This is a genomic window from Nocardia amikacinitolerans NBRC 108937, from assembly GCF_001612615.1.
GTDB lineage: Bacteria > Actinomycetota > Actinomycetes > Mycobacteriales > Mycobacteriaceae > Nocardia > Nocardia amikacinitolerans.
Map to the genome: position 1 here is coordinate 16631 of NZ_BDAU01000040.1, position 14302 is coordinate 30932.

Annotated in this window: 13 protein-coding genes; 7 read left to right on the forward strand and 6 right to left on the reverse strand. The window is 68.9% G+C overall.

The window, feature by feature from the left end:
• Positions 1 to 34 precede the first annotated feature (34 nt).
• The 5 genes from NAM01S_RS26870 (at position 35) to NAM01S_RS26890 (ending at position 7376) form a co-directional block, all read left to right on the forward strand.
• Positions 35 to 1531: a cytochrome ubiquinol oxidase subunit I gene (locus NAM01S_RS26870; RefSeq protein ID WP_067790406.1), complete on the forward strand. Its 1497-nt coding sequence runs from the start codon at positions 35 to 37 to the stop codon at positions 1529 to 1531.
• Between the two features lie 11 nt (positions 1532 to 1542).
• Positions 1543 to 2574: a cytochrome d ubiquinol oxidase subunit II gene (cydB, locus tag NAM01S_RS26875; protein WP_067790408.1), complete on the forward strand. Its 1032-nt coding sequence runs from the start codon at positions 1543 to 1545 to the stop codon at positions 2572 to 2574.
• 6 nt (positions 2575 to 2580) lie between these two features.
• Positions 2581 to 4458: an ABC transporter ATP-binding protein/permease gene (locus tag NAM01S_RS35355; RefSeq protein WP_067790411.1), complete on the forward strand. Its 1878-nt coding sequence runs from the start codon at positions 2581 to 2583 to the stop codon at positions 4456 to 4458.
• Between the two features lie 454 nt (positions 4459 to 4912).
• Positions 4913 to 6574: an ATP-binding cassette domain-containing protein gene (locus tag NAM01S_RS26885; RefSeq protein WP_067790414.1), complete on the forward strand. Its 1662-nt coding sequence runs from the start codon at positions 4913 to 4915 to the stop codon at positions 6572 to 6574.
• A 214-nt stretch (positions 6575 to 6788) separates the two neighbouring features.
• On the forward strand, positions 6789 to 7376 hold the full coding sequence (locus NAM01S_RS26890) for a Uma2 family endonuclease (protein ID WP_067790417.1): 588 nt from the start codon (positions 6789 to 6791) through the stop codon (positions 7374 to 7376).
• A gap of 40 nt (positions 7377 to 7416) precedes the next feature.
• Here the strand turns inward: NAM01S_RS26890 and NAM01S_RS26895 are convergent, their stop codons facing one another.
• From NAM01S_RS26895 to NAM01S_RS26920, 6 genes are all read right to left on the reverse strand, one after another.
• Positions 7417 to 8121, reverse strand: coding sequence for a heme-binding beta-barrel domain-containing protein (locus NAM01S_RS26895; protein ID WP_067790420.1), 705 nt, complete (start codon positions 8119 to 8121; stop codon positions 7417 to 7419).
• Positions 8122 to 8384: 263 nt separating this feature from the next.
• Positions 8385 to 8690, reverse strand: a complete 306-nt coding sequence (locus NAM01S_RS26900; protein ID WP_067790422.1) for a DUF1416 domain-containing protein — start codon at positions 8688 to 8690, stop codon at positions 8385 to 8387.
• A gap of 5 nt (positions 8691 to 8695) precedes the next feature.
• Positions 8696 to 9529, reverse strand: coding sequence for a sulfurtransferase (locus NAM01S_RS26905; protein ID WP_067790425.1), 834 nt, complete (start codon positions 9527 to 9529; stop codon positions 8696 to 8698).
• A 29-nt stretch (positions 9530 to 9558) separates the two neighbouring features.
• The gene (locus NAM01S_RS26910; protein ID WP_084483335.1) at positions 9559 to 10131 is read right to left on the reverse strand and encodes a DUF4395 domain-containing protein; all 573 of its coding nucleotides are present in this window, start codon (positions 10129 to 10131) and stop codon (positions 9559 to 9561) included.
• A gap of 278 nt (positions 10132 to 10409) precedes the next feature.
• Positions 10410 to 10856: a thioredoxin family protein gene (locus NAM01S_RS26915; protein ID WP_067790428.1), complete on the reverse strand. Its 447-nt coding sequence runs from the start codon at positions 10854 to 10856 to the stop codon at positions 10410 to 10412.
• A complete protein-coding gene (locus NAM01S_RS26920) occupies positions 10853 to 11665 on the reverse strand; it encodes an LmeA family phospholipid-binding protein (protein ID WP_067790430.1) in 813 nt (270 codons plus the stop codon). Before NAM01S_RS26920 ends, NAM01S_RS26915 begins: the two co-directional genes overlap by 4 nt.
• A gap of 175 nt (positions 11666 to 11840) precedes the next feature.
• Here NAM01S_RS26920 and NAM01S_RS26925 point away from each other — a divergent pair, with 175 nt between their 5' ends.
• Together NAM01S_RS26925 and mshD are read left to right on the forward strand one after the other, a co-directional pair.
• Positions 11841 to 12602, forward strand: a complete 762-nt coding sequence (locus NAM01S_RS26925; RefSeq protein WP_067790574.1) for a winged helix-turn-helix transcriptional regulator — start codon at positions 11841 to 11843, stop codon at positions 12600 to 12602.
• A gap of 363 nt (positions 12603 to 12965) precedes the next feature.
• Positions 12966 to 13859, forward strand: coding sequence for a mycothiol synthase (gene mshD / locus NAM01S_RS26930; RefSeq protein WP_174554869.1), 894 nt, complete (start codon positions 12966 to 12968; stop codon positions 13857 to 13859).
• Positions 13860 to 14302: the final 443 nt, after the last annotated feature.

Genomic DNA, 14302 nt, shown 5'->3' on the forward strand with positions numbered 1-14302 from the left:
CTACGACATGTCGTAGACATTGCTGGAGGGTCGGATGAGTGTGCTGGACATCTCGCGTTGGCAGTTCGGTATCACGACCGTCTACCACTTCGTGTTCGTCCCGCTGACCATCGGGCTCGCCCCGCTCGTCGCGGGCATGCAGACCGCGTGGGTGATCACCGGCAAGGATCACTGGTACCGGCTGACGAAGTTCTTCGGCAAGCTGTTCCTGATCAACTTCGCGCTCGGCGTCGCCACCGGCATCGTGCAGGAATTCCAGTTCGGCATGAACTGGAGCGAATACTCCCGCTTCGTCGGCGACGTGTTCGGCGCGCCGCTCGCGCTGGAAGCCCTCGTCGCCTTCTTCCTCGAATCGACCTTCATCGGTCTGTGGATCTTCGGCTGGACGCGGCTGCCGAAACTCTTGCACCTCGGCGCGATCTGGATGGTCGCGATCGGCGTGAACGCCTCGGCCTATTTCATCGTCGCCGCCAACTCGTTCATGCAGCACCCGGTCGGTGCGAGGTACAACCCGGAACGCGGGCGCGCGGAGCTCACCAGCATCTGGGAGGTGCTCACCAACAACACGACGCTGGCGGCCTTCCCGCACGTGGTCGCCGGCTCGTTCCTCACCGCGGGCACTTTCGTCGCGGGCATCGCGGGCTGGTGGATGGTGCGCAACGCGCGCAGCGGCGACCCGGCGAAGGCGGCCGAGGCGCGCACCATGTGGCGTTCGGGCGGGCGCGCGGGCATGTGGGTGATCGTGGTCTCGGGTCTCGCGCTGGTGCTCAGCGGCGACATCCAGGGCAAGCTGATGTTCGAGCAGCAGCCGATGAAGATGGCCTCGGCGGAATCGTTGTGCCACACCGCGACCGATCCGGATTTCTCGGTGCTCACCGTCGGCACGCACAACAACTGCGACAGCGTCACCCACGTCATCGAGGTGCCGTACGTGCTGCCGTACCTGGCCAAGGGCGAGTTCAGCGACGTCACCCTCGACGGTGTGCAGGATCTCCAGAAGGCCTACATCGAGAAGTACGGTCCCGGCGACTACCGGCCCAACCTCTTCGTCACCTACTGGTCGTTCCGCGCGATGATCGGCCTCGCCGCGGGCTCGCTGCTGCTCGTGCTCGCCGGACTGTGGCTCACCAGGCGCGGGCGGGTGCCGGACCAGCGGTGGTACTCGTGGCTGAGTCTGCTTGCCATTCCCACGCCGTTCCTCGCCAACAGCGCGGGCTGGGTCTTCACCGAAATGGGCCGCCAGCCTTGGGTCGTTGTGCCGAACCCGACCGGTGACCCCAACTTGCGGATGACGGTGCAGCAGGGCGTCTCGGACCACTCGGCGGGCACCGTGATCACCTCGTTGGTGGTGTTCACCCTGCTCTACGGCGTGCTCGCGGTGGTGTGGTTCTACCTGATGCGGCGGTACGTGATCGCCGGTCCTGAGCAGCCGCACGCGCGGGAACCTGAGGGCCCGGACGACACGGGCGGTCCCGGCGACCGCAAGGGCGCCGAAGAACCTGCCGTCGAACAGCTTTCGTTCGCGTACTGAGGAGACCGACGATGAATTTGCAAGAGTTCTGGTTCGTTCTGATCGGCGTCCTGTTCACCGGCTACTTCGTGCTGGAGGGCTTCGACTTCGGCGTCGGCATGCTGATGCCGATCCTCGGCAAGGGCAGCGACACCCGGCGTCGCGTGGTGCTCAACACCATCGGCCCGGTGTGGGACGGCAACGAGGTGTGGCTGATCACCGCGGCGGGCGCGATGTTCGCGGCCTTCCCCGAGTGGTACGCGAGCCTCTTCTCCGGGTTCTACTTCGTGCTGCTGCTGATCCTGATCGCGCTGATCCTGCGCATCTGCGCCATCGAATACCGCGCGAAGATCGACGATCCGGTCTGGCGGGCCCGCTGCGACATCGGTATCGGCATCGGTTCCTGGGTCCCTGCGCTCGCGTGGGGCTGGGTGTTCGCCAACATCGTGCGCGGGGTGCCGCTGAACGAGAAGAAGCAGATCGTCGGCACGGTGGCGGACCTGTTCAGCCCCTACGCGCTGCTCGGCGCGCTGACCACCGGCCTGCTGTTCCTGCTGCACGGCGCGATCTTCGTCAACCTCAAGACCGGCGGCGAGGTCCGGGCCGACTCGGTGCGTATCGCGCGGCTGCTGCTCGCGCCGACCGCGCTCGTCGTCGGCGGTTTCGGACTCTGGACGCAGCTGGCCTACGGTGCCGACTGGACCTGGATCGCGTTGGGCGTGGCGGCTTTCGGGCTCCTGGTCGCGGCGGTGGCGGTATTCGCCGAACGCGACGGATGGGCGTTCACCGGAACCACCTTCGCCATCGCGGCCGCCACGGTGCTGCTGTTCGGCTCGCTGTTCCCGAACGTGTTGCCCTCCACCATCGATGACGCCTTCCACCTCACCATCGACAACGCGTCGTCCACGCCGTACACGCTGAAGGTGATGAGCTGGGCGGCGGTGATCGTCACGCCGGTGGTGCTCGGCTACCAAGCGTGGACCTACTGGGTCTTCCGCAAACGCCTGACGGTGGACCACATTCCGGCGCACATCGGTCTGCCGCCGAGGCAGGGCAAGGACTGATCGGCCATGGCACGTCCGCCCGTCGACCCGCGCCTGTGGCGGTACGCCCGCTCGGCACGCCGGTATCTGGTGCTGAGTGTCGGGTTGTCCGTGGTGATCACGGTGTCGATCGTGGTCACCGCGGTGACATTGGCTCGGGTGCTCGCCGGGGTCATCACAGATCCCGGTGCGCGCGGGTTCGGCTCGTGGACAACCGAACTCGCGGTGCTGGTCGTATCCGTCGGTGCGCGGGTGGCGGCGAGTTGGGTGCAGGCCAGGGTGGCGCATCGGGCCGGTGCCGGGGTGGTCGCGGAGCTCGAGACGGCGGTGTTGGCGGCCGGCGCGCGACTATCGCCGCGCGAATTGGAGAGTCGGAGAACAGAGCTCGCTGTTGTGGTCGGGACCGGTCTCTCGGGGCTGCGCGGCTATCTCAGCGGGTACCTGCCCGCGCTGTTGCTCGCGGTGCTGGTGCCGCCGATCGTGTTGGCGGTCATCGCGATACACGATCCGGTGTCCGGTGGGATCGCGGTGGTCACGTTGCCGCTCATTCCGATCTTCATGGTGCTGATCGGGTTGCTGACGCAGGGGCGGGCGGCGGCGACGCTGGAGGCGACGACTCGACTTTCGGACCAGTTGCTGGATTTGTTCGCCGGGATGCCGACGTTGCGCGCGTTGGGGAGGGAAGGCGGCGCGGCACAGTCGGACGCGGGTTCGCCCCCGGAGCCGGGCGCGGATGCGGCGGCTCGCAGTTCGGCGCGTGCGCGGCAGGACGAGAGATCGGCGCGGCGGGATGCCGAGCCGGAGGGCGCGCGCCGGGCAGGCGACGGGCGAGCTCGGACGATGGAGCATCGCGTCCGCGAACTCGGCGACGCGCTGCGATCGCGCACCATGCGGGCGCTGCGGATCGCGTTCCTGTCCTCGATGGTGCTGGAGCTGCTCGCGACGCTGAGCGTGGCATTGATCGCGGTATCCATCGGTCTGCGCCTGGTCTACGGCGGAATGAGCCTGTACGACGGGTTGGTCGCGCTGATTCTCGCGCCCGAGGTGTACTTGCCGCTGCGGATGGTGGGGGAGCGGTTCCACGCGGCACAGGACGGGATGGCGGCGGCGGACAAGGCATTCGCGATCCTGGAGCCGGACGAGGCGCCCGACCTGGGTGGCGGTGCCGGACGCTCGGTGGTCGAAAGCGCTGAGCTGTTCGCGGCATCCGAGACCGAGTCTCCCGGCCGCATCGAGCTTCGCGAACTCGGTGTTCGGGCGCGGGACGGGTTGGCGCCGGATGGGCTTTCCGCGGTGTTGCTTCCGGGCGCGGTGACCGTGCTGACCGGGCCCAATGGGAGCGGCAAGTCGACGGCGTTCCTCGCGATGCTCGGTCTGGTGCGGCCGGAGGACGGGTGTGTACTGGTCGACGGAACCGATGTGCGCGAGCTGGACGCCGAGGCGTGGTGGGCGCGGGTGGCCTGGCTGCCGCAGCGGCCGGTGCTGGTGCCAGGGACGTTGCGGGAGAACCTGGAACTGCTCGGCGCGCGGGCGGCCGACGATTCGGATCGCCGGGCGGTCCTCGAAGCCGCTTGCGCCGCTACCGGATTCGACGCCGTGCTGGACGAGTTGCCGCATCGCTGGGACACCGTCGTCGGCGCCGGCGGCACCGGCCTGTCCCTCGGCCAGCGCCAGCGCCTCGCCCTGACCAGGGTGCTCGCCGCCGACCGCCCCATCCTCCTGCTCGACGAACCGACCGCCCACCTCGACGCCGCGAGCGAATCCGCCGTCCTCGCCGCCCTCCACGCCAAAGCCCGCGACGGAGCCACGGTCGTCGTCATCGGCCACCGCGCCACCGTCCTGGCCGCCGCCGATCACGTTGTGCCCGTACGTGCCTCGGTCTTCGACGGGGTGAGTGGATCATGAGCGCGCACGGCATGGAGCACACGATCGCCGCTCGACTGCGCCGGGTGACTGGTCCGCCTCAACCGGTGGCTCTCTGGCGCGGCAGTGCCCGCGCTGAGTGGTGGCAAGCCGGGGCCCAGCTCGGAGCCGTTCGATGCGAACATGCCCGCGCTGAGCGGTCGGGCGTTGGCTCGGGGTCGTCCGGTGCGGGAGCGCCTGCGCTGTGCAGCGGCAAGGCGCGGTGGCGGTGGAATGTCGGCTCGCAGCCGTTCGATGCGGAAGTGGCCGCGCTGAGAGGTGGCACGGCGCAGCGGCGGTCGGGCGGCGGTCGCCGGCGCGTGCGGGCTTCGGAGTGTGGGGGTAGCGGGTCATGAGGGCGAAGGACCAGCGTGCTGCGGATGGCTTTGCCGATCCCCGTGTGAGCACGAAAGACACCAGGCCTGCGGGTGGGTCGATCTCTGGCGACTTCCGCAGGATGTGGAGTCTGCTGGAGCTTTCCCCGTGGCGGGTCGCGGTGGCGGTCGGTTGGGGCGTGCTGGCGCTCGGGAGTGGGCTCGGGCTGGCGGCATTGGCGGCGTGGTTGATCGCGCGGGCGTGGCAGATGCCGCCGGTGCTGGATTTGAGCGTCGCGGTGGTTTCGGTGCGGGCGCTCGGTATTTCGCGCGGACTGTGCCGGTATCTGGAAAGGCTTGCGACGCACGATGTCGCGCTGCGGTCGATGACCACCGCGCGCACGAGCGTCTACCGCACGCTGGCCGGCTCGGATGTGTGGTTGCGCCGGGCGCGCGGCACCAACGCGGAGCCGCGGAGCGCGGCGCGGTTGCGGCGCGGTGATCTGCTGGTCCGGATCGGCAGCGATATCGACGATCTCGGCGCGGTCGTGGTGCGGGCGCTGGTGCCGATCGTGGTCGCCATCGTGTTGGCGTTCGCCGCGATCGGGCTGCTCGCCACGATTTCTGTCGCGGCGGCGGTGATTCTCGCCGTGGCGCTCGGGGTTTCGGGCATTCTCGCGCCCTGGCTCTCGGCGCGGGCCGCGCGGGAAGCCGAGACCGCGGTGCGCGCCGACCGCGCCGAATTCACCGCGCAAGCGCTCACCGTGCTGGACCACGCGGCCGAACTGCGCGTCGCCGGACGACTGGACGCGGCGCTGGCGGCGGCGAAGAAGGCGGGCGAACGGGCGGTCGCCGCCGAGGACAAGGCCGCGTCGCACACCGCGTCGGCCGCCGCGGCGACCCCGCTCGCCATCGGGGCCAGCGTGCTCGGCGCCCTGCTCATCGGCATCGCGATCTACGGCCCGACCGGCGGCGCGCCCGGCGCCATGACGCCCATGGCGCTCACCATCCTGGTGCTGCTGCCGCTCTCGGCATTCGAAGCGGTCGGGCCTCTACCGGCCGCCGCGCAGGCCATCACGACCGCGCGGGCCGCGCTGCGCAGGCTCTCCGCCGCCGAGGCCGCCGACCCGCGCCGAGAATCCGGAGTGCGCGAACTGCCCGAGCTGCCTGCCGGTCGCCGCATCGCCGTCGTCGGTCCGAGCGGTGCGGGCAAGACCACGCTGCTCATGTCGTGGGCCGGGCTGTTCGACACTCCTCGGCCCGACACCACGTTCTTCGCCGAGGACGCCCACCTGTTCGGCACAAGCGTCCTGGAGAACCTGCGGGTCGCTCGCGGCGACATCACCGAAGCCGAGGCCGAGAAGGCGCTGCGCGCGGTCGGTTTGGGCGACTGGCTGGATTCGCTCGCGGACGGTATCCGCACCGAGCTGGTCGGCGGGGCGGCCGCGGTCTCCGGCGGACAGCGCCGCCGCCTCCTGCTGGCCCGCGCGCTGCTCGCACCGGCCCGTGTCCTGCTGCTCGACGAGCCGACCGAACACCTCGAGGCCGAGGACGGCGCCGACCTGCTGCGCGCCCTGCTCGATCCCGCGAGCGGACTGGTCGATGCGGATCGCACAGTGGTGGTCGTCACACATCAGCTGCCGGATGGACATCGGGCCGACGCGGTCGTCCACGTCGACGCGTCAGCCCAGGTCACGGTCGAATATCGGGCCGATTCCGCCCCGCGCGAAAATCCGTTGCCGACCTGCCGATCCTTCGCTAGTTTCGTCAGTACACGGGAAGGAGGTGGTTCGAAGAATGAGTAATTCCAGGACACGTGAGGTGGCTGTCCGCTAGCGCCACCGCTGCAGGTGGTATCCGCCCGCGCGAGGCGCCGAGCGAATACCAGGCAGTCACCCGACCCCCGAGCCCCCGGTCTTGTCCGACCGGGACCCGCGCAGGTTCCGAACCCGCCGGGTACGGCTCGGGGGTCGTTCCATTTCCGCAGCCCTGCTTGCGCGGTGCCGCTAGGGTGGGCCGATGTCCGTCGAGCCACTCCCAGACTGGGTGATTCCACCCCGCGGCGGCTACACCGTCGAGGCATTCCTGAACCTGCGCGGGCTTCCGAAACACACCGAATTGATCGACGCCGGTTTGGTCTTCGCGAGCCCGCGAACCAAATGGCACAGCCGCGTCGTCTCGTTCCTCCGCAGGGAGCTGGACCTGCAAGCCCCTCGGCAGCTACGTGCGGAACGCGAAATGGCCGTGCACTTGGCGAAGCGTCAAATGCCCGAACCGGATGTTCTTGTAGTGACCGCCGAGGCTTTCGAACGCGAGGAACCGTCGAATTACTACTTCGCCGCAGACGTAATCCTGGCTGTCGAAGTAATGTCACCCGGCACCGAAGAGCGCGACCGCGAGACCAAGCCGCCGAAGTACGCCAGAGCGGGCATCCCGCACCACTGGCGGGTCGAGCGCGACGAAAACGACTCGGCCACGGTCTACGCATACGAGATCCGCCCCGCTACCGAGTGCTATGTCCCCATCGGCATCTTCCATGACCGGCTGAAGGTCAGCGTGCCTTTCCCGATCGACATCGACCTGACGACCATCGGGCAACGGGGCTGATCAGTCCGCTCGACGGGCGCGGAACACGGTGCAAGCGCTGCTACCCGATGTAGCGCTGGAGGCGGGCGGAGAGGCGGGGTTCGAGGGGGCCGTCGGCGACGATGCGCTCCTCGACGTAGGCGAGGTCGCCGCCTTCGATGATGCCGTAGAGCCGCTTGGCTCCGCCGACGACGACGCCGGACTGGCTGCGGATCACCACGTCGGTGGCCAACTCCCAGGAGGACTGGGTGAGCGCGGTGCCGTAGAAGAGTTCGACGATGCCGGAGCTGTGCGTCAGCAGCAGCTCGATGACCTCGTCGTTGCCGTCGATGCCGACCCGCCAGAAACCGCTTTCGCGGAGATCGGGTCCGCCGTAGCTGCCGTCTTCCTCGATGACCCAGGAGCGGGAGTCCCAGGAGAGGTAGTCGCCGCCGTCGTGCGAGACGACGATCTGCTGGCCGAAGCGGTAGTCCCCGCGCTCGGGGTCGTTGCCCTCGCCTTCGCCGCGCCACACGCCGACCATGGGCAGCAGGGCCAGCATGGCGGCGCTCAGATCGGGACCGAGCCGCAGGTTCGCGGTGTCCTCGGGCAGCGGAAGGTCCGGCAGCACCGGAATGTTGCGGGCGCCGGTCGATTTGGCGCGTTCGGCGGCCTCGGCCACGGCCTGGTCGCCGCTGCGCCGCTGCCCTTCGGCGGGAGCGCTGCCGTTCATCTGTTCACTCGCTCGCTCGGCCGGATCGGAACCTTCGCTCGCGAGGTCACTCATGCCTGCGTCTCGCTGGCGCTCGACTCCGGCATGCGTGACGCACGCTGGCACATGATTCGCTCGCTTCGCTCACTCATGATTCGGTGAACAGCCGGTAGAAGACGTACAGACCGAACCAGCCGATCAGCACGGACACCAGGACCAGCAGAATTTCGAAGAAGAGGACCACGTCTCGGAGTCTAACGAGCGCGACTTCCGGGCAACACAACGGCCCCGGAGCTTCCGCGGGGGGAAGCGCCGGGGCCGTTGGGGTTCGACGTGCCTTACTTGGCGACCGCGACGTCCACGGCGTGGATGCCCGCGCCCTCGGGACGGACCTCGGCCGAGCCGTTGCCCGCGGCGGACAGCGCGCGCACGGTCCACGAGCCCGGAGCCGCGAAGAAGCGGAAGTCACCGGTGCCGGAGGCGACGACCTCGGCCGTGAAGTCACCGTTGCCGTCGAGCAGACGCACGAACGCGCCGCCGACCGGCTGACCGTCGGTGCTCAGGACGCGGCCGGTGATGACCGTCTCCTTCTCCACGTCGACGCCTGCGGGGATGGCCTGACCCTGGGTAGGTGCTGCACACATATTGATTACGCTCCCAACTCGATCGGTGCACCGACGAGAGAGCCGTACTCGGTCCAGCTCCCGTCGTAGTTCTTGACGTTCTGGTGGCCGAGCAGCTCCTGCAGCACGAACCAGGTGTGCGAGGAACGCTCGCCGATGCGGCAGTAGGCGATGGTGTCCTTCTCGCCGTCCAGACCGGCTTCTTTGTAGATCTCGGCGAGCTCGGCGTCGGACTTGAAGGTGCCGTCCTCGTTGGCCGCCTTGCTCCACGGCACGTTGATGGCGCCCGGGATGTGGCCGGGACGCTGGCTCTGCTCCTGCGGCAGGTGCGCGGGAGCGAGGATCTTGCCGGAGAACTCGTCGGGCGAACGCACGTCGACCAGGTTCTTGGTGCCGATGGCCGCGATGACCTCGTCGCGGAACGCGCGGATCGACAGGTCGGGCGCCGACGCCTTGTACTGGGTGGCGGGACGGTTCACGGCCTCGGTGGACAGCGGACGACCGTCCAGCTCCCACTTCTTCCGGCCGCCGTCGAGCAGCTTGACGTTGTTGTGGCCGTACAGCTTGAAGTACCAGTAGGCGTACGCGGCGAACCAGTTGTTGTTGCCGCCGTAGAGGATGACCTCGTCGTCGTTCGAGATGCCGCGCGCCGAGAGCAGATCGGAGAACTGCTCCTGGTTCACGAAGTCACGACGAACCTGATCCTGCAGGTCCTTCTTCCAATCGAGCCGGACGGCGCCCTCGATGTGACCGCCGTCGTAGGCGGAGGTGTCCTCATCGACCTCGACGAAGACGACGCCGGGGGCGTTGAGGTTCTCTTCGGCCCAGTCAACGGAGACCAGGACATCGGAGCGAGCCATTGTGTTCCTTTCAGATATGACTTGCAGGGTCAGTTCGGTGCCGAGACCGCGGCGGGAGCGTCAGGCCCGGAGGCGGAAGCCTGCGTAACCACGGAGGGCCCGCGGACGGCGCCGTGGACCTTGTTCCGGCGAAGGCGGGCCACCAGCGGATAGATCTGGCAGCCCAGGCAGATCCCGAACGCCGCGTTCAGGAACGCCGCGAACAGGGCGAAGCCGGCGAACACCGCGCCGACGACTGTGGAGCCGAGCGCGAAGCCCAGCAGGCTGACGGCCGCGAACACGAAGCCGAGCAGCTGCGCGAATCGCAGCGGCGGCGTCGGCTCGGTCTCGCTGACGGGAGCGAGGCGCGGCGCGAGGAACGTGGCGAAGATCCGGCCGTACGGGTGCTTGCGCGGACCGGCGGCCGCGCCGATCGCGAAGACGACCGCCTGCAGCGCGATCAGGACCGCGGCGGCGACGGGCGAGACAGCCGCGGCCAGCAGCACTAGGACGAGGACGGCGGTGGTCATCCAGGCCGCGAAGCGCGGACCGCGCACGTCGACGCGGTCGATCGCGAGGGGAATGGCTTGGTCTTCGGAAGTGTTCCGGGTTTCGGTGGACATTGTGCGTACTCCTGCGCTGAATGCGTTGATTGGCTGGAAAGTTGCCAGTTCGCCGGGGGATCGTGAGATCACTCGCGCGGCGGGCAGCGGTCGGCGTCAGGAAAGACTGGGAAGCCGACCGATCAGCGGCACAGGCAGCAACAACCACCGAGCCGACACAGATCAACTGTGCGACGTCGAGTGAGCATCAGCTCGTGGTTGGCTTGCACGAGAGGCAGTTTACCCAATTGGGACGGAGAATTGGACCCGGGGTACGTCACAGTCGCCATCCGACGGCGTCAGGACTGGTTTTGCCCCGTCAAGGGGGCCAACGCGGAGCGGAGATCGCCCGCCTTGGGCACGCCCGAAATGCGGAAGCGCTCCTTGCCCTCGACGTCGAAGACGAACGTCGTCGGCAGCGACAGCACGTTCAGCTCCTTGGCCAGCGCGGGTTCGGCGTCGATGTCGACCTCGATGTCCTGCGGCGGGCGCGGGGTCTCCGCCAGATCAGTCGCGACTCCGGCAACCACCCGGCGAACCGCGTCGCACGGTCCGCACCAGTCGGCGGAGAAGTGCACCACCGCGGGACCCGAGCCGGTGACGCCCACCGCGGCGAGCAGGTCGGCGCGTGCGGAGCCCGTTTCGTTGGGAGCGGCCGCCCGCAACTTGCCGTGCCTGCCGCGCAGCGCCAGCCCGACGGCGAGCGCGATGATCAGAACGACAGCGAGCAGTGTGATTTCGGTCATGGTCTCTGCAGCCGGTCCAGGTCGATCGTCACGTTCTCTCCCTTGCCCTCGACCAAGATCTGCCCGCCAAGCGCGAACACCTTGGTCGGGCGCACGCCGAAGGGCAGGTCCTTCGTATCGATAGTGCGCGTGAAGCGCGCGAGGACGGCGGGACGGTCGGCTTCGGGGACGACGGCCGTGGTGGTCAGGTCGGTGTCGCTGCTGCGGTAGAAGCCGGTGGCGACGATCTTGACCTGGTCGCCGTCGAGCGTCAGCTCGGCTTGCACCGCGACCTTGTCACCGTTCTGCGCGCCGGACTTGCCGGGCTGGGCGGTGCTGCCCGGCAGCGTGCCGGTGAGCACCAGCGCGCCCTCGGTCGTCATGCCGGTGCCGCCCGAGCCGCCCGTTCCGTCCGATTTGTCCGCGGGGCGCGAATGCACTTGCAGATCGGGGATATTGAAGAGGCGACCGAGTTCGACCGGTTCGATGCGCATCGCCGCCTGCACCTTCTCCACCGGCACCTTGCGGACGTTGCCGTCGGCCAGGTCGCTCATGCTCGCGTGCACGCCGGTGAGCGTCGCGTCCACCGAGATCTCGCCGGGAATGTCGGGGCGGACGACGGCCGCGCGGATCACCATGCTCTGGTACCGGCCGTCGAGGGCCTGGCCGAGGAACGGGAAGCCGTGGATGGTCACCTCGGGGTCGGCGCTGAGATCGGCTCCCTCGCGCAGGGTGCGCGAGACGCGGTACTCGGAGTACGCGGCGGCGCCGAAATCGACGACGACCGCCAAACCCGCGAGACACAGCAGTCCGATGATCAGCTTGCGCATGCCATGAACAGTAATGCGATGGCGTCTCGCGGGTCGCGACGGTCTCACCGGTCACCCGGATGGCGAGGTCATCGGGGTCGACGCGCTAATCTTGCACTCGATTACCTATGAATTAGCGATGTGGCTTTCGGCAACGCTGCTGTTGCCCCGGCGCTACGAGATGGGAGGAGGGCTTGTGGAGCTGCTCCTGCTGACCTCCGACCCCAACCCCGAGTCGGTGTTGCCGTCGCTCGCGCTGCTCGCGCACAACGTGCGGCCCGCCCCGACCGAGGTGGCGTCGCTGTTGGAGGCGGGTACCGCCGATGTCGCGCTGGTCGACGCCCGCACCGATCTCGCCGCCGCGCGCGGACTCTGCCGTCTGCTCGGCAGCACCGGCTCGTCGGTACCGGTCGTCGCGGTGCTCACCGAGGGCGGCCTCGTCGCGGTGAACGCGGACTGGGGTCTGGACGACATCCTGCTGCCCGGCACCGGCCCCGCCGAACTCGACGCTCGGCTGCGCCTGCTCGTCGGCCGCAACGGCGGCGTGGCGAGCCCCGAGAACACGGGCAAGATCACCCTCGGCGAGCTCGTCATCGATGAGGGCACCTACACCGCCCGGCTGCGCGGCCGCCCACTCGACCTCACGTACAAGGAGTTCGAGCTCCTCAAGTACCTCGCCCAGCACGCGGGCCGGGTGTTCACCCGCGCCCAGCTGCTGCAAGAGGTGTGGGGCTACGACTTCTTCGGCGGTACCCGCACCGTCGACGTGCACGTCCGCCGCCTGCGCGCCAAGCTCGGCAGCGAATACGAATCGCTGATCGGCACGGTCCGCAACGTCGGCTACAAGGCGGTCCGCCCCGCCCGCACCGCCGCCAAGGGCGAGCCCGTCACCTTCTCCGACGACGATTCCGAAGGCGACGACTCCACCCTGACGCCCGTCAACGGTTCGGTGCCGTAAGGCCGAGGCCGACCCGACCACCATTTCTCTCCCGTCGATAGAGAAATGGATTCGACGGTAGTCGAATGGCTGCTCGACACGCGCCGAGAACCACCATTCGACTCCCGTCGATTCGGGCATTTCGTGACGCGGTGACAGCCGGTCGATGGCGCGGACCATGAGGTGACACCGCGCGGGTCGGCGCCCCCCGGAATACTGCGGCTTCCGTCGAGTGGCGGGCGGTGGGCTGCGTCGGCCGACCCGCCCCGGAATGCCGCGGCCGCTCAGGGCGCTGACAGACTTCGGAGGGCGGTGTCGAGTTGGCGCCGCGCGCGGTGGTGTCCTCGGTGACGCCGGATGGGAGAGGGGTAGGTCGTGGTCGATCTGCGATGGGCCGACGAGCTGGACGCCGGTGACGCGCGGGCGGTGCGGGAGTTGCTCGGGCGGGCCACCTCCGTCGATGGCGTGGCGCCCGTTTCCGAGCAGGCCGTGCTTTCGTTGAGCGAGCGGGGTGCGGCGCGGCATCTGGTCGCCGAGCGTGCGGGCGTGATCGTCGGGTACGCCAATCTCGTTGCGGCGCATGGTGATCACCCAGCTATGGCGGAGGTGGCCGTGGATCCGGAGGCGCGCGGGGGAGGCGTCGGAACCGAACTCGTGCGCGCCGCGCTGGCGGAAGGCGGGGCGGGGACGCGGGTGTGGGCGCACGGCGATCGACCCGCTGCCAAGGCGGTCGCTGCGCGGCTGGGCCTGGTGACCGCGCGCGAGTTGTGGCAGATGCGGCGCCCGCTGGCAACGCCGGAGCTACCCGAGCTGACGGTGCCGGACGGAATCGTTCTGCGCACCTATTCGGGCCCCGCCGACGACGCCGAACTGCTGCGCGTCAACAACGCCGCCTTCAGCTGGCATCCCGAGCAGGGCGGCTGGACCGAGCGCGAAATCGACGTGCGCCGAGCCGAGCCGTGGTTCGACCCGAAAGGCCTGTTCATCGCCACCGCAGCCGACGACCCCTCGCGCATCCTCGGCTTCCACTGGACCAAGGTGCACCACGAGGAGAACCCCCCGGTCGGCGAGGTCTACATCGTCGGCATCGATCCCGCGGCCCAAGGCCGCGGTCTGGGCCGCCTGCTCACCCTCGCGGGTCTGCACCACCTGCGCGACCGCGCTCTCCCGGAAGTCCTGCTGTACACGGAAGCCGACAACACCGCCGCCGTCCACACGTACACCCGCCTCGGGTTCACCACCGCCCACGTCGACGTCGCTTACGCCGCGGAACAGTGAGGTCGGCACATCGGCCCCCGCACCCAGCTTCCGGCGGACTCGTACAGGCTCCCGTCGACCGGCCGACGCCGAACCGGATCGGACCTGACCGTCCGGGCCCGCGCGCACCCGATGCGATCGGCTCGCCCCGGGACGGGCAGCCGAGTCGATGGCCCTGCTCGCGCGGCAAGAGGACCGGCATCATCACCGGGAACCGGCCATGGGTCGAAAACCGACAGCGGCACCAACGAGACATGGCGCGAAAGTGACCTGCCGGGGCCGACCAGTAAAGCTGCGGCAAATGTCACACAAAACAGACCCAATCGCGAAGGGCTGTTCACCTTGCGTTCACTCAGCTTGGTCCAACTGTCAACCGGGCGACTTTACGTTACTTAAGGGCAGTGCAGCCGCTGCCTGGTGCGCAAGTTCCCCGCGAACGGCACCACGAAACCCGCCCGGGCCGG